10 protein-coding genes are annotated in these 17,511 nt (G+C 37.6%); 7 read left to right on the top strand and 3 right to left on the bottom strand.

Translation table 11 applies throughout. From position 1 onward, the window contains the following. Positions 1–5 precede the first annotated feature (5 nt). The 7 genes from hisH to V7K84_RS33055 all read left to right on the top strand — a co-directional run bounded on the left by hisH (position 6) and on the right by V7K84_RS33055 (position 13,619). Positions 6–623, top strand: coding sequence for an imidazole glycerol phosphate synthase subunit HisH (hisH, locus tag V7K84_RS33085; RefSeq protein WP_334844565.1), 618 nt, complete (start codon positions 6–8; stop codon positions 621–623). Positions 624–631: 8 nt separating this feature from the next. Then, a complete protein-coding gene (gene wbuZ, locus V7K84_RS33080; protein WP_334844562.1) occupies positions 632–1,390 on the top strand; it encodes a glycosyl amidation-associated protein WbuZ in 759 nt (252 codons plus the stop codon). Positions 1,391–1,502: 112 nt separating this feature from the next. Next, entirely contained in the window at positions 1,503–2,993 is a 1,491-nt protein-coding gene (gene pseG, locus V7K84_RS33075; RefSeq protein ID WP_334844560.1) for a UDP-2,4-diacetamido-2,4,6-trideoxy-beta-L-altropyranose hydrolase, read from the top strand. A 20-nt stretch (positions 2,994–3,013) separates the two neighbouring features. Continuing rightward, a complete protein-coding gene (pseI, locus tag V7K84_RS33070) occupies positions 3,014–4,066 on the top strand; it encodes a pseudaminic acid synthase (RefSeq protein WP_334844559.1) in 1,053 nt (350 codons plus the stop codon). 17 nt (positions 4,067–4,083) lie between these two features. Beyond that, positions 4,084–6,222 carry a phytanoyl-CoA dioxygenase family protein gene (locus V7K84_RS33065; protein WP_334844558.1) on the top strand — a complete coding sequence of 713 codons (2,139 nt, stop codon included), beginning with the start codon at positions 4,084–4,086 and terminating at the stop codon, positions 6,220–6,222. Between the two features lie 105 nt (positions 6,223–6,327). Further along, positions 6,328–12,855 carry a glycosyltransferase gene (locus V7K84_RS33060; RefSeq protein ID WP_334844557.1) on the top strand — a complete coding sequence of 2,176 codons (6,528 nt, stop codon included), beginning with the start codon at positions 6,328–6,330 and terminating at the stop codon, positions 12,853–12,855. A 131-nt stretch (positions 12,856–12,986) separates the two neighbouring features. Beyond that, positions 12,987–13,619 carry a transposase gene (locus tag V7K84_RS33055; RefSeq protein ID WP_334844556.1) on the top strand — a complete coding sequence of 211 codons (633 nt, stop codon included), beginning with the start codon at positions 12,987–12,989 and terminating at the stop codon, positions 13,617–13,619. 133 nt (positions 13,620–13,752) lie between these two features. On the opposite strand, the gene V7K84_RS33050 is transcribed toward V7K84_RS33055, so the two are convergent. From V7K84_RS33050 to V7K84_RS33040, 3 genes are all read right to left on the bottom strand, one after another. Then, on the bottom strand, positions 13,753–15,972 hold the full coding sequence (locus tag V7K84_RS33050; RefSeq protein WP_334844554.1) for an O-linked N-acetylglucosamine transferase, SPINDLY family protein: 2,220 nt from the start codon (positions 15,970–15,972) through the stop codon (positions 13,753–13,755). Between the two features lie 187 nt (positions 15,973–16,159). Further along, on the bottom strand, positions 16,160–16,711 hold the full coding sequence (locus V7K84_RS33045; protein ID WP_334844553.1) for a type IV pilin-like G/H family protein: 552 nt from the start codon (positions 16,709–16,711) through the stop codon (positions 16,160–16,162). Between the two features lie 191 nt (positions 16,712–16,902). Beyond that, the gene (locus V7K84_RS33040) at positions 16,903–17,352 is read right to left on the bottom strand and encodes a Uma2 family endonuclease (protein ID WP_334844882.1); all 450 of its coding nucleotides are present in this window, start codon (positions 17,350–17,352) and stop codon (positions 16,903–16,905) included. Positions 17,353–17,511: the final 159 nt, after the last annotated feature.

The following is a 17,511-nucleotide window of genomic DNA, read 5'->3' as shown; positions in this document are numbered from 1 at the left end:
TACCAATGAAAAAAGTCGCGATTGTTGACTATGGTATGGGAAATGTGGATTCTGTCGCGCGTGCAGTTCAACACTGTGGCGGCGAACCAGTTATTACTTCCGAAACTGCTGATTTTGAAGTCGCAAATTACATCATCCTACCTGGAGTGGGTGCTTTTCAAGCTGGGATGAAAAATATCCGTAGCCACGGTTTAGAGGTAGTGCTACGAGAACAAGTCTTGGGAAAAGGTGTCCCTTTTTTGGGGATTTGTTTGGGTATGCAACTGCTAGCTACTAAGGGATGGGAAGGAGGAGAAACAGAAGGGCTGGGTTGGATTGAAGGAGAAATAAAGCGACTTTTACCTGATAGCTCTGATATCCGTATCCCTCATGTGGGGTGGAATGAAGTTATCTTCAATCAACCTTCATTTGTATTTCAAAACATTCCCTCTGGCAAAGATTTCTACTTTGTTCACAGCTACCACTTCTCATGCCATCATCCCCAGGACGAAATTGCTCATACACCTTATTGTGGAGGTTTCGTCTCGGTAGTCGGTAGAAATAACATTTTGGGTGTCCAGTTTCATCCAGAAAAAAGCCAACGGCTAGGATTACAAGTTATGAAAAATTTTCTCTCTCTTTAGCAGGCGCTATGTTGAAAGTCCGTGTCATGCCAACTTTGTTATTTAAAAACTTCGGCTTAGTTAAAGGTATCCAATTTAACAGTTGGCGGCGGGTTGGTAGCGCCATGCAAGCCGTTAAAGTTTATAATATGCGCGAAGTCGATGAGTTAATTTTTCTGGATATTAGTGCTAGTAGTGAGGGGCGTGCCCCTGACTTTGAAACCGTCGATGAGCTTGCCGATGAGTGCCATATGCCTTTAACTGTAGGCGGTGGCGTACAAACAGTTGCAGATGTAAAGCGATTGTTGCAGGTTGGTGCTGATAAAGTAGCTATCAACACTGCTGCTGTATTTACACCAGAACTAATTCAATCAGCCGCCCAGCAATTTGGCTCCCAATGTGTAGTAGTTTCAATTGATGCCAAAAAACTCCACACTGGAAACTACGAAGTATTTACTCATGGTGGAACACAGGCTACAGGAAAAGACCCTGTGACATTTGCTCAGCAAGTGGAGGAACTAGGTGCAGGTGAAATATTACTGACATCTATTGACGCTGATGGCACGATGAAAGGTTACGATATCGAACTAGTCAGAAGAGTAACCCTAGCAGTTTCGATTCCTGTAATTGCATCTGGGGGGGCCGGGAATTACGAACATATGGCTTCGGTATTAATTGAAGGAGGAGCATCTGCGATCGCGGCAGCTAGTATATTTCACTTTACTGAGCAAACTCCTTTACAGGCCAAGCGTTTTCTCAAAGAGCGCGGTATAAATGTACGGCAATAACTCAGAAATGACTTAATTAATTTCAAAATTAAATTTCTAGCTTGATTTTGAGTAGTCAAGGAATTTCAGTTACTGAGACCGACTCTAAAAGAGGAGAGGATAAAACACTCCAGTGAAAGTAATCATTCGTACAGATGCTTCTAGTCAAATTGGGACAGGTCACTTAATGCGCTGTCTTGCTTTGGCTCATGTATGGCAAGGAATAGTAGGAGAAGCTATTTTTGTTATGGCTACTGATGCTGCGGCTTTAGAGGCACGGTTAAAATCAGAAAATCTGAAAATATTTCATCTACCAATGCATTTGCATAGCTCTGAGGATGCAAGAGAAACCTCTCGTCTTGCACAGCAGCTTGATGCTATGTGGGTTGTAGTTGATGGCTACTACTTTGGCTCTGAATACCAACAAATTATTAAAAATTCTGGACTAAATCTTTTATTTATTGATGATTATGGACACGCAGATCACTACTATGCAGATCTAGTTTTGAATCAGAACATCTCTGCCGATAAAGACTTGTACTCAAAGCGCGAGCTTTACACTCAGATATTACTGGGAACTGATTATGTATTGTTGCGACGGGAGTTTTTGCAGTGGCAAGGATGGCAACGCTCTCACCCACTTGTAGCCAGCAAATTACTGATCACAATGGGAGGTGCCGATCCTGATAATGTTACTCTAAAAATCATTCAAGCTTTAAATATGCTGGATATAGATGCAATGGAAGCAGTCGTTGTAGTAGGAGGAAGCAATCCTTACTATGAGCAATTACTATTAGCATCACAGAATTCGCTATTTCCTATTCGTCTAGAAAAGAATGTGACAAATATGCCTAAGTTGATGGCTTGGGCTGATGTGGCAATAACAGCAGGTGGTAGTACCTGTTGGGAACTAGCTTTTATGGGCTTGCCTAGCCTAATAGTGACTCTGGCTGAAAATCAAAGAGCCAGCGCGCAAAAATTAGATGAGATGAGGGTATCTATCTATCTTGGTTGGCATGAGGATGTGTCTGCTGCTGAAATAGGGTCGGCGGTTGCTGATTTACTAATAACTGCACATACACGAGTAGAAATGACTAGACGCGGTCAAGAGTTAGTAGATGGCGAAGGAAGTAAGCGCGTATTGAGACATCTAGAAGCCAAGTTGTTAAAATTACGCTGTGCTTGCCCAGAAGATGGTCGGTTGTTATGGGAATGGTCAAATGACCCAGACGTAAGGGCTGTTTCCTTTTCCATAGAAACTATACCTTGGGAAGAGCATTTTCAATGGTTCCAATCACGACTGCACTCTCCGAATTGTATTTTCTACATTGGTGTTAATAGAAATAATGTGCCTATTGGTCAAATTCGCTATGACATAGAAGGATATGAAGCCATTATTTCTATAAGTATCGATAGAAAGTTTCGTTATCAAGGTTATGGCTGTAACCTGATTAATTTAGGATGTAAAAACATATTTTCTGATTCTAACGTTAATATAATTCATGCCTATATAAAATCTCATAATCAAGTATCAATTAAAGCTTTTTACAAAGCAGATTTTAAAAATATGGAAAAAACTAAATTAGGAAAACATGAGGCAGTTCATTTAGTCAGAAAAAAATAAAACTTCTGTGAAAAAATTAAATGATAGAAATTAACATTGCAGGTAAAAAAATAGGTGCTAACCATCTACCGTTTGTGGTTGCTGAAATGTCTGGCAATCATAACCAATCATTAGAAGTAGCTCTAGAAATAGTTGACGCAGTAGCCAAGGTTGGGGCACACGCCCTCAAACTCCAGACCTATACAGCAGATACTATGACCTTGGATATCCATGAGGGTGATTTTTATATTGATACGCCCAATAGTCTTTGGCATGGTAAATCGTTGTATCAGCTTTACCAACAGGCTTATACTCCTTGGGAATGGCATAAACCGATTTTTGACCGTTGCAAGGAACGAGGAATCATCTGTTTTAGTACTCCTTTTGATGCTACTGCTGTAGATTTTCTAGAATTCTTAGACGTACCTTGCTACAAAATTGCCTCTTTTGAAAATACTGATTTACCTCTAATCCGTAAAGTTGCCAGTACTGGTAAACCGATGATTATCTCTACTGGTATGGCGACAGTTTCGGAGTTAGACGAAACAGTGCGGACGGCGCGCGAATCGGGTTGTCAGGATTTGATACTACTCAAATGCACAAGTACTTATCCAGCAACACCAAAGGATAGTAACTTGTTAACTATTCCTCATCTGCGTGATTTGTTCAATGTACAGGTGGGGTTATCAGATCACTCGATGGGGATTGGTGTTGCTGTTGCGAGTGTTGCTTTAGGGGCGACATTTATTGAGAAACACTTTACCCTCCGTCGGGCTGATGGTGGCGTTGATTCCGCTTTTTCAATGGAACCAGAAGAAATGCAGCAACTGGTTCTGGAAACTGAGAAAGCTTGGCAAGCAATGGGTAATATAAATTACGGTGCGACAGAAGCTGAAAAAGCATCATTAAACTTTAGGCGATCGCTTTATGTTGCCCAAGATATGAAAGCAGGAGATATATTCACATCAGAAAATTTGAGAGCCATACGTCCAGGGCTTGGTCTATCACCTAAATATTACGAGCTACTACTAGGAAACTCAGTTAAATACGATGTTAATGCTGGTCAGCCAGTAACATGGGATATTATTTTGTAAACAATAGTGGAGTATTTATGTATTCATTTAAATTAGTTTATAAAGGTATAAATTTCTTCTTGCAAAATGAAAACTTCTTTGAATATTATAGAAAATTATTTATCTATATTTTTAAACAATTCAATCAATTATTTGGTAGGCAGTTTTTTAACGAACTACTCATGGTTTCGTCAATTAGGTCGTTGGTTGTAATAGCGAGGTATATTTATTATGTGGCAATCAAAAAATCAATGGCAATATATGAAGGGGAAGATAAATATATTGGAAATTTAACTATTCCCCATAACCTAAAAGGACTACAAAATTTTGTAATCTTGCCAAGAATTTTAATGTTGATAAATCCACTTGCTGTATTACAAATATTAAACTCAAATTCAAAAATATTAGTGATCGGACCTCGTTCAGAAGATGATTTACTTTGCCTAATTGGACATGGTTTTGAAATAAAAAATATTCGGGGCTTAGATTTAATCTCCTATTCTCCCTGGGTAGATATAGGCGATATGCATTCTATGCCTTATGAAGACAATTCATGGGATGCTCTAATTTTAGGATGGGTACTTAACTATAGCAACGATCCCAAGCAAGTAGCTAGTGAAGTAATTAGATTAGCAAAAAACGGATGCCTAGTTGCTATTGGAGTTGAATATAACCCTCTTAGTGATGAGCAAATTAAAGAGATATATGGTTATGCGCCAGGTGGCTCACGTAGTAATTCAGTTGATGAGATATTAGGTTATTTTGGTGAGTATGTAGATACAATTTATTACAGTCACGATATTAAATCTGTTGTTGGCGATGATAAACAAACTGAGTTAGCAGTTATATTCTCCATTTCCAAAAAAAAATGCCAGTCAACAAAGCAATCAAATGACATAGCAATTCAGAACAACTCTCAACTAACCAATGAACCGGATCGAATAGAATTATTGAATGATGAAGGAGAGCAAAATACAGGTTATGAACAATATTGTTTAAATTTACTGCATCTTTCCTTAAAACTAGACAATATTGAGCAATCTGACTTGCTCGATGCAGAAAAAAAAGCAAGCAAAAATACTTATTTTGAAGAAGAATTTGCAGAAATTCTTAGAGACTGGGCTATTAATGAAGAAATACCAATCTTCGTGAAGCAAGAGCAGTTTTTAAACATCTTAGATATTTTCAATAGAGGCTATGAGCATTTTATAAAAAATTCCCAAACTCCTCCTGAATCTTTTCAGGCTATGCGGTTACTATATTTTTTAACAGATGGAGCATTTAACAATTTTTGGGCATCCTTATATAGCTTGTTTTATTTACCTTATGATTTAAATACAGTAAAAGAGTTCTTAATACCTTGTAACAAATCTAAGGCTGAAAGTATTGCTAAGGAAATTCAAGCTCAAGGTTACTATGTTTTTGAAGAGAAAGTTTCAAGCGATATTTGCGATCGCTTACTAGATTTTGCATCTTCCACACTATGTAATATCAATATACATGATGGTTCCCAACCAGAATATGCAATCTATCAAGATCATATAGAACAACCAAAGGCAACTACATACCATATTGAAGAAAAGCAATTAATTGAAAACTTTATTATTCAAAACATCATATCCGATCGCTGCATTCTAGAAGTTACTCAATCTTACTGTGGTTCCAGTGTTACAAATGCCCATATCGGTATGTGGTGGAGTACAAATTTCTTAAATGGTCAAGCTTCATCGCCAGATGCTCAACTATATCATTGGGATGCAGATCAAATTAAATTTTTGAAATTTTTTATCTACTTAACAGATGTAGACATTAATAGTGGGCCACATTGTTATGTACAAGGTTCTCACCAAAATAAGCCTAACGCTTTACAGAGAGATGGACGCTTTTTAGATGAGGAAATAGAAAAATACTATAATCAAGACCAAATAGTAGAAATAACTGGTTCAAAAGGTACGATTATTGTCGCAGATACTAGTGGTTTTCATAAAGGTAAGCCAGTTCAATCTGGGCATAGACTAATATTACAAATTACGATGTCAACTTGTCTTTTTGGCGCTCCATACAATCTGATTGCATTGCCTGAAAGCCCAACTTATAATCTGCAATATGCAATTGAAACTTTTCCTTACACATACCAGAGATTTTTAGTATCTCAGCAAATCAGACCACGAACTTAACACAAGGAATAGGCTATTTACTAAGTATAATTCCTTTACTTAGCTAGCCAACAGAGGCAACATTTATTGTCCGCTATTGAAAATTGTAAACAAAGGATTAGAGCAATGACTGAACTCAAAAAAATCATGTTTTTCGCACCCTATGCATGGTGGTCAGTCCATAGTCAAGTCGATGCAGTAGTTGCTTCGGCATTGAGGTTGCGGAATTGTGAGATTTTTGTAGTTGGTTGTGATGGAGTATATAAAAATTGCAATGTTGCACATTTCGCAACTCAGGTTGGTTACGAATATGCTGATGCTTGTCAAGCTTGTTCACAAACTAGTAAACAGCTCTTGGCCTCATCTTTTAATTTACCTTATCTACAATTGCGCGATTCTATCACTGACAATGACTACAATATTGCTAATCAATGGGTAGAAAATCTTGGACAACAAGATTATAAAAATGCTGTCTATTTTGAATTACCAATTGGTAAATGGGTGACCTCATCTATTTATACGTATTTTAGAATATCTTCTGATAAAGAACTGTCCAGACCAGATGTGAGAAAAGTTCACAGACAATATTTAATTGATGGATTAATAACTTATAAAGCTATTTCCAGATTACTAGATACTTATAATCCAACAAATTTATTTTTATTCAATGCTCGCTTTGCACCTTACAGTGTAGCATTTGAGGTAGCAAGGCAGCGAGAAATTGATGTTATCACCCATGAAAGGGGATTTATTGCTGATAGTTTTTGTTTCTTTGATAATTCTAATTGTTTAAGTCCTAAAACACCAATTGATTGTGTCAAGAGTTGGGAAGATACTACTTTAAACAAGCAAGAAATTTTGCAAGTAAAAAATTATTTCATGGAGCGGGAAAATGGTCAAAATCTTAGTTGGCCATCTTTTTATGATTTCCATTCAAATCATATAAATATTCGTCAACAATTAAGAATCCCATTAGATGTAAAAATAATCACTGTTTTCACCTCAAGCGAAGATGAGCTTGCAATGTCTGATGATTATAAGTGCATTACAAGCCAACTAGATATGATTGAAAGCTTGATGGAAATATTTAAGGATAGAGATGAATATTTAGTAATTCGTCATCATCCCTTTATCGCAGGTATAGGAAGTAAGACATTCCCACATGCTGTAGCATATGAATTTTTGTCAAGAGCTTATCAGCAAGTACTTTCTGCTCCTAAAAATGTGCGGATTGTCATGCCCTATGAACAGTTAACTTCATATGCAATTTTATGGCATTCTGATGCAGCGATCGCTTTCTTTAGTACTGTAGCACTTGAGGCATTGGCTAGAGGTGTACCAACAGCAACATTTGAACTATCTCCATATCGGGGAGCAGTACGACATGCTTTTCAAGACACCACTAAAAAATCTTTGGGAGAATTAGTCGATAAGCTACTTTCTGTCTCTTCTCAGCCAACTGTCAAGGACTTGCTCAGGTTATATCGCTTCACTAATGCTTATTTCTTTAAGTTTTCTACTAAGTTCCGCTCAATTGGCATAAAGGACTATCATTACCCTGATATAAGGATTAAAACTTTAGATGAATTGAAGCCTGGTATTGATCCAGCTTTAGATAGAATTTGCAATAGAATCACACATAACAGTTCTATCTACGATTTACCAACAGATGAGCGTAAAAATAGCTCAAATTTTGAGGAGTTGAATTTCTTTAACAGCGAGTTGCAAGAGATAGAAGAATATCGTCAACAAATTAAGTCTCAAACTTTAGAAAGTGACGATTTATCTGCCAAACCCTCAGTAGCTATAATTCATCTCAATTATACAAACATTCAAAAAACTGACAACCAACTTTTACCAAGCTGGAAAAATCAATCTCGCCATGAAAATCTGATTGTTTATGATTGTAATAATTTAGATTTGCATGACTACCAAAGCATCATAGAGTCAATTATTAATGTTATTTCCATTGTTGAAGAAGAATATGTTCTGATTACGAATGATTATATTCAGTATGACGAGTCTTTCCTTTCATCGGCTTTAGATATACTTTTGGCAGAAGAACACAAACAAACTGCTGGAGTTATATTTGGAGCTTGGATTGCATCTTCTAATAGAATCAATCAACAAATTTTTACTGAACGTGTACCTGCAAAAACTTATTTAGAAGCTGTTCAGATTTTACCATTACTAACATTACCTCAAAACCTGCTTTCTTTTGGGCTAATTCGCAAGGATTTCTTGTTACAGTTTTTGACAGATGTTAATTCTGTGTCCACTTTGAGTGAATTTGCTGCAAGTATGTTTAGTCTTCTCAAGCAGCCAGCTATCCACAGGGTAGAACTACCAATGTTAATTATTCACCAGTTAGATACTGAGTTAAATCAAGATATTCAACCAGAAAATCAATCTCCTAAATCCAATTATTTACCATCAGAACAATTAGATACTGATGGTTCAATGAATCAAAATCAACAGATATTACTATATACAGACGATCCAAGCATTTATGGAGTTGGGCAATACAACCACACACTTCTTTGTGAATTAGCGAAATTAGGCTATCAGGTAACTTGTGTACAGAGCCAAGTATCTAATCAGTTTATTAAACAGCGCCAGCAGTTGGGCATTCAACATTTGTGGCTTGACTACAATACTCTTCAAGAATTTTCACGTACCTTAACGAGTATATCCGATGCTCAAAAGATTTTAGCTAGTGTTAAGCCTGACCTTGTGATTTTTAGTGATTGCTGTCCCTTATCCAATCTAGCTGCTAAAAAAATTGCTAATCAGAGGGGGATACCATATATTATCGTCGAGGGATTTGTCGCTCCCTATTTGGCAGATCGATTTGTCTCATACTTGGAAGAATTAGAGCAAATTTATGCTCAAGCAAGAGCAGTTATTGCTGTGTCAACCGAGAATTTGAATTTATTACACCAGCTCTTCAGACTTCCAAAAAACAAAGGACAGGTGATTTATTACGGGCGACCAGAACATTATTTTGCTCCTCCTACACCATCTGTTCGCGATCGCCTGCGTCAAGATTTAGAAATACCCGCCGATGCTATAGTTTGCTTTACAGCTGGTCGTTTGGAGCCTGTCAAAGGTTTTCAGTATCAACTAGAAGCAATTCAACAACTCAAGCAAAGTGGAATTTGGTCTCAACTTTACTTTATTTGGGCTGGTACTGGAACTTTAGAAACCCAATTAAAAGCTGAACTAGAGCAACTTGGAGCCACTAAACAAGTCAAGTTAATTGGAGAACGTTCTGATATTACAGATTGGCTTGATGCTGTTGATATTTTTGTTTTACCTTCAGAATTAGAAGGAATGCCATTATCCATAATGGAAGCAATGGCAAAAGGATTACCGATCATTGCGACCGCAGTCAGTGGTATTCCCGAAGAGTTGGGTGATACGGGTAAATTGTTACCCGACCCTAAAATTGATCCGCAAGCCACTGTACGAGAATTAGTGAATACAATTCATGCTTGGGCTATTAAACCAGAATATCGCTACAAACAAGGTCAATCTGGCAAGCAACGTGCAGAAGCAATGTTTAGGCAAGAACTGATGCTGACAAACACAGTAGCAGTAGTAGAACGCGCACTCTTGCCACTAAGAAATCAAGTTTTACCTGCTTTGTCAAATATGCCACTTGTATCTGTGATTATTGCCTGTTACAACCTAGCTCAGTTTTTACCAGAAACAGTGGCCAGCGTCATTGCTCAGACATACGAGAAATGGGAAATCATTATTGTCAATGATGGGAGTAAAGATAATACCAGTGAAGTCGCGCAACAGTTGATATCAACGTATTTTAATAAAAAGATACGACTTGTTGAGAAACCAAACGGTGGGCCTGCTAGTGCTAGAAATGCTGGTATCAGAGCATCCAAAGGTGAATATATACTTTCATTGGATGCTGATGACAAGTTAAGCTCAACAGGAATTGAGAGTCTGCTAAGTGTGGCATTAAATCAAGATTCTCCTTGTGTGGCATTTGGTTCTTACCAAATGTTTGGAGTAGAAAATAAACTTATTATCAGCGCTGACTTGTTCTCTAAAGAAAATATGAAGCGATTTAATATGCTTCATAACTCTTCACTTTATTCGAGGAAAGCATGGGATTTAGTTAACGGTTACAAAGAGGATGTTGCTTTAATTGGTTATGAGGATTGGGAATTTTGGCTTAATTGCTTAAAACATAAAATCAACTTCTACGGTTTAAGAGAAATCGTAATATATTACCGCAGAAGTATTGATTCGACTGGAAATCGAGCTTTTACCCAACATCATAATAAGTTTGCCTTAATCGTTGCCTACAACTCTGAGATTTTTAACCCAACAATAATCAAAGAATCAGAAAATTTGTTGCTTTCATTTGGGTTGATTAAAAAGTCAAATGAACTCAGCAATGAGTTAAAAGAGCTTTTATTTCAAATAAATAGTTGCGTTAATCAGTATCAGCAACAACCAAGCAGTAACTCAGCAATAGGGAACCTCTGCCAAGCTCGCCAGAGATTGACAGAAAAATTACTCACTATCTCAGCAGAACAATTAATTGTTGATTACTCTGCATATCTAGGTAATACACATCAAAATTTGCTAAATAGCGGTATTAAACATGAATCTCTGACAGATGAAGAGCAGAATTTTGTTAATACTCTATCAGATCATATTGCTAAAGGTTTCGGCGAAGCACAAGCTATCCAATACCTGTTAGCAGGAATGTTGTACCGCCGTGCTGACCAGCTACCCCTGCAACACGATCTAACTCATATTCCCCAATGGTTGCTAGCTGATTATCTGAAATTTATCTTTGAATTTCCGCGCCTATTTCAAAAGAAGGGAGAGGCAAATAATTACTATTATTATTTAGAACAATGGCTAGATTATTTAATAGAGAATCTATCTATTAATCAAGAATCGGCACTATGGCAGTATATAGCCCAATTTTTCCTTCAAACTGCCAATTTCATCCCTCTATATTTCACTACAGAAAACTTAATAGGGATTTATAGCAAACGCGCTGATATCATGGAATATACCTTGAAAACTCAAGGCTACGAAATCGACTACGACTTTTCAGAGCGATCGCCAGAACGCAAAAAAATTCGTCTAGGAGTTCTTGCTGGTCATTTTCAATCAAGTACAGAAACCTTCCATACACTGCCAGCATACAAACATTTAGATTGGAATAATTTTGAAATTATTCTCTATACCCTAACTGCAAATAACAGTCGTTTAGAGCGTTATTGTACAGGTCATGTAGATGCTTTAGTTACTCTACCTCCAGACCTACAAGGTCAGGTACAAACGATTCGTGATGGAGATATTGATCTTCTCTTAATTGCGACGAACGTTACAGCAGTCACAAATCAGATTACATTACTTGCCTTGCATCGACTGGCAAGGATACAGTTGACCTTTGGCTCTTGCCCTGCCACAACAGGCATACGAAACATTGACTATTTTATTTCTGGCAGTTTATCAGAACCTGTATCGGGCGGACAAGAACATTATAGGGAAAAGTTAGTAACTCTTGATGGAGTAGGTTACTGTTTTGATTACCCTTGTGAACTAGAGATCCTTAAAATTAAACCCAATCGAGAAAACTGGGGTGCGACTGAAAAAACTGTTGTATTTACTTCGGGTGCTAATTGCTACAAGATCATTCCAGAACTGAGAGAAACTTGGGCAAAAATTCTTGCTGCTGTACCTGATTCAATTCTCGTTTTGTATCCATTTGCTCCTAGCTGGAGCGATTCTTATCCGGCTAATTCTTTCCTTAACCAAATGTATGCAGTTTTAGCTAGGTACAATGTTGAGAAAAGCCGTCTCATTGTTCTTGATGCGCTACCTAGTCGTGCCGATGTTAGAGAAGTTCTAAAGCTAGCTGATATATATTTAGATTCCTACCGACATTCAGGCGGTCATTCCCTTGTAGATGCTTTAGAGGTAGGATTAACAACTGTAGTTTTGGAAGGTGATGCTCTCAGGTCGAGACATGCAGCTGCCTACTTACGAGAAATCCAAATACCAGACTTAATAACAAACAACGAGATGGATTATATTAAGTTAGCGATCGCACTTGGAACTGACCGTGAATTACGCCAACAAAAGAGCGCCCAAATCAAAGAAAAAATGCAAAATAATCCTAGTTTTCTAGATAGTCGCTCTTACTCAGCTAAAATAGGCAGCCTCTTCCAAGAACTATTTAGTAAATACCTTGCAGATACCCTAAGTCAAAATTTCCGCTTAGGAGATATCAACCTAATTATTTTCCCAGACTGGTCACAACCAGAAGACCTACTATATCAAGATTTAGCGAGTGTCATTTCTACCCTCACGACTCACCCAGATAAAAGTCACATAACTCTTCTCATAGATACTCAAAATATTTCTGAGGAGGAAGCCGATATGCTTTTATCGTCTTTGACCATGAATTTGCTCATGGAAGATGATGTAGATATAACTGAGGGGCCAGAAATTTCTTTGCTAGGTAAGTTAAGTGATGCACAATGGAAAACTCTTTTGCCTAGAATTGATACTCGAATTGCTTTAACAACAGATAATCAATATGCGATCGCACAAGCGAAAGCAGAAAATCTCCCATTCTGCGATGTAGATAGCTTGAGCGCATCTTAAGAAGCCTTTTATAAATAAGTTTGTAGTAAGCACTTCAGTGCTTAAATTTATCATTTCAAAGGAGGAGGACTAAAGTCCCCACTACGAACTTTTGAATTGTTTGTAGTAAGCACTTCAGCGCTTAAAAATATATGTATGAGTATCGCAAACTCACAACAGAACAAAAAGCTGAACTAGTTAAATATCGCTTAAGCCAAGGTTATCCACCCCACTCTCCACCACATCCTGTACAAGATAAGCAATTTTATCTCTTAACAGCAGCTTGTTACGAGCATCAGTGTCATATACACACTGAATCTCGTCGTCAGCAACTGCTAGATATGATTTTTGATAGGTTTGGTGTGAGTGCAAATGAAGAGAAGAGCGCTGAAGCGCTCACTACAAATTTAAGAATATGTGCTTGGGTTGTTTTGCCTAATCACTATCATTTACTGGTTTACGCGGAAAATTTTGATGTATTAGGTGATTTATTTCGCAGAATACATGGTGCGGTTTCTCGCCAGTGGAATATAGAAGACAATGTAACTAAAAGAAAAATTTGGTATCGTTGGAGCGATCGCGCTATTCGTTCGGAAAGACATTACTATACAACTGTTAACTATATTCATTACAATCCAGTTAAACACGGTTTAGTAAAATCTCCTTACGACTGGGTTGAAAGTAGTGTTCACTGGTATTTACAAGCTTGTGGACGGCAATGGCTGCGTGATTGTTGGACTCAGTATCCAGTTCAAGATTATGGCAAAGATTGGGATAATTTTTAATGTTGGTAGTAAGGACTTTAGTCCTTATTTTCTAAGCACTGAAGTGCTTACTACAAACTTTTCATTACTAGCTTAGACATTGTACTAGCTCTTATTAATATTGAATTTGAGGGTTTTAACCCTCACTACGAGCTTATTTGCCATCAATATACCTTTGCCACATCTGTTCGTAAGCCTTTTCCATCTCACGGGTAAACTGTTTGCCATTCCACAATGGGGCTGTTTGCCGCGATGCTTTCAACTTCAGAGCGACTTGCTGACGTAAAGCCTCATCTTTCCCTAAGCGCACACCCCATTCTATATACTCTTCATCAGTCCAGGCAATACCTTCTGTGATACCCGCATTCATCATCATGGTGTAGCTGTTACGCGCTGCAAATTGTTCACCAACTCTTGTCACTAAAGGGATACCCATCCACAATGTTTCTAAGGTTGTTGTCGCTCCGTTGTAGGGAAATGTATCTAATACAATATCAGCAATGCCTAAATTAGCACGATGAACTGACTCTAAATAAACTTGTGGTAAAAATCGTAACCGAGAACAATCTACACCTTCTTCTTCGGCAATTTGGTAAAAGAAGCGTTTAATTGTTTCCTCCTCAGCAGGCCCTTTAATCAAAAAGTAGCTGTTAGGTACTTGTTTAATAATTTGCATTTGCCACTTTGTCGTTTCTGGATGGCGTTTATATCCTCTTTGGGCGCTGAGATAGACAACGGCATCCATAGGAATATCCAAGTCATCGCGGCGGAGAGTTGGTACACCAACTTCAAAACCATCTACTGCTATATAAGTTTGGGGTAGCCGCCAGATTTTTTCTGTATAGTAATTTTGGGCATCATTTGGCAGTACATAAGGATCTGCGATAAAGTAATCAATTGCAGGTATGCCTGATGCATCCCATCCCAGCCAAGTAACTTGAATTGGTGCTGGCTTGAGTGCCATCACTTCACTGGTAATATCTAGAGTGATACTGTCAAGGTCAATTAAAATATCAATTTCATCTTGATATATCTGGTCAGCAATTTCTAGACCATTCATGCCTAATTGACGAAGTTTTCCTGCCTGACTGAGATACCACTCTTGGAGATAGTCATTGACTAATTGATAGTTCACAAAATAAGTATGAATATCAAATTTATCTCGATCGTGATGTTGAAATAACCATCGAGCTAGCCAACCAACAGAATGATTCCTTAAAGCGTAAGATACATAACCAATTTTTAATTTTTTAGTAGGTAAAGACAAATCTTGCTTATTGATAATTTTATGACAATAATTTTTTCCTTCTGATTGACCAAAAGCTTTAATATAAAAGTTAAAAATTTCAGCTACCTGATTATGAATACCTCGAAAATCTGCAGGAGCATCTTTAATATGAGGTATCGCAAAAGATGGCGTCAGCAACCGTAAGATTCTTCCTTCTTCTAAAGGAATTCGTTCAGCTTTAATAAACTGTTGAAACACAGTTTGCAATTCTTGACAAGTTGTACATATCTCTTGCCAATATCCTCCTGCTGTCATTAGACCCCTTAACAGCAAATGAAGTGCAAAAATTTTATCAGCCAAGCTTTCTGATAAGGAATAACATAACCTAGCTGTCTCTATTCCTTGAGAATAATTACGAGCGTCTTGGTAAAAAATCGCTAAGTGCCGCAAAATTTCTACATTATTTGGCTCCAATTGTAAATGCAATTCTAGTAGAGATGCTGCTAGTAAAGGCTGCCGCAAAGTATGACCAATTTTCAGAGCAGCAGGAAGCAGTATAGAGAAGCATTGATGAGTATCAGAGAAATAAGGCAGACTAGCTTCTATTAAATTTAGATTAATTGGATGTAAGGGAATAGTATTTAAAAATTCTTTTAAAACTTGGATTAGTAATTCGGTATTTATTTCTATATCTTCTTTTGCTTTTAAGCTTTCAATTAATCCCCACTCATTCACATTATCAATTTCTTCAAAGTTTTCCAATTTTATAGAAAGTATAAGTATTTGAAGCAAATTATTTATATAACTAGGATTAATTTCTCGTATATGCTGGCGAATTAACCAAGCCAGAGAATATTCTGCCAGTGTTTCACGCCTTTCAGCTTCTACTTGTAAAAATTGAAATAGTTCATTTATCCAAATTGGTAATTGTTCCTCATCTGCCTCTGTTATTGGCAACATCCAAGTCATTTGAGCTTCTGCTTCTTGCCCTTGTAATAGCAATAGTAACCCTAAATGCCAATAATAAGAGATAGTATTTGGTTCTATTGCTATTGCTTGCTCGTATAACTTTGCTGCTTGCAAATAGTTCTCTTCAATGAAGTATTCTTCAGCCTGATTTTGCCAATTATATATATCAGTAATCATTTTAATTTTTATAGAAAGAGGTATGGGCAATCTGATTGTGAATAAAACACAAAATGAAATAAAGTGGATAGAAGAATCTACCCACTTGGGAAAATACGTAATTTAGCTTAATAAAAGCTGTAGTGACAAGTTAACTTTTATCTCAAGTGGTGTAGATGAGTAATATTTCAACTATTAACTGACGTGTCTACTTAGATAAGCTAACGTAGGTACTGGGGCAAGTGGGTGATCCTGCGGCGGTGAAATCGGAGGCAATTACAGCTGGAGCACCGCCAACTCTAGTTAGTGAAGATTCACATAAAAGAGCTATGGTGGTAGCTTCACTGGTAGCAGCTTGTGTTGTTACACCCACACCACCAAGATAATTTTTCAGAGGTGCAGACGCAAGTATTACTCCTCCTTGGTTGGTTACTGCACTAGCAGTACCAGTAATTGTGTAGGAGTAATTTGATGTTTGTGTTGCAATACCAAGACCTAATTTACCAATTTCACCGGAAAGTGCAAATGTGTTCTGTTCTAAGTAAAAAGCTTGTTGAGCGCGGTTCATCGAACCCACGTAGGTTTTTGCTTCTGACTGTTTGGCTTTGTTGGCTTGGTTCAAGAAAGAAGGCAGAGCGATCGCAGACAAAATACCGATGATGATAATTACTACTAGTAATTCAATAAGTGTAAAACCCTCATTTTCATTCTTTTTGTTGAGGATGTGTTGGAGAAACTTTGCTTTTAATTCCGTTTTCATAAGTGTTTTCCTGGGGTAGGAAGTGCTTGGGTGTTCTAGATGTAACTTACCCAGCTGCGATCGCTTTCCTATCACCTTCAGAAAAAAAAGTTTGAGGAGGTACAATTACACAATCCAAAATCCTTACATTCCAAATGCACAAACATCACTAAATCCCTGGTGTTGACCAAGAGCTACTAGGTGGAAGCGCCTTATTCAAACTCAGGTGGCCACAGTTCTGATATTGCCAGTTCCCAACCTGGTAGCAAGTCCGGTAGTGTAAGTGTGTCGCCATTTTGCATCACTACTGAGGCTTGGTTTAGTTGATAAACCGTTAATGTCAATTTGTCAGGGTCAATCAATATGCCGATTGTAGACCCAAGTTGCAAGAATAGCTGAATTTTCTCTTCAAGCGGTTTGATTATATCGCTTTTAGATTTAATCTCAACCATCAAGTCTGGAACCAACTCTACAAAGTCGCACTTGGTCTTCTTCAATCGGCCAGCCCGAACAAAAGACACCTCAGGCGATCGCAAATTTCTTTTTTCCGAGTCGTCCTCTTCTATATTCAGCAAGATAAACCCAGCGCTAGAACCAGTTACACGTCCTAGCTGGCGCGACATGACCCAGATATTTAAGAAGGTAATTAGACGAGTGCCAATTTCCTAATACTCGATTGTACGAGAGTATCTTAACAAAGACAAAATTGAAATTAGTTCCAAAGCTTACCGACAAAGGTATGAGCATTCAAGAAATAGCAGAATTGCTAGAACTAGATGTTGATATTATCAGGAAGTATCTGCAAGAAAAGTTTTAGCGGT

Source organism: Nostoc sp., from assembly GCF_036917315.1.
Classification (GTDB): Bacteria; Cyanobacteriota; Cyanobacteriia; order Cyanobacteriales; family Nostocaceae; genus Nostoc.
Note: the sequence above shows the minus strand (reverse complement) of the source record. Positions and strands in the feature narration are given on the sequence as shown.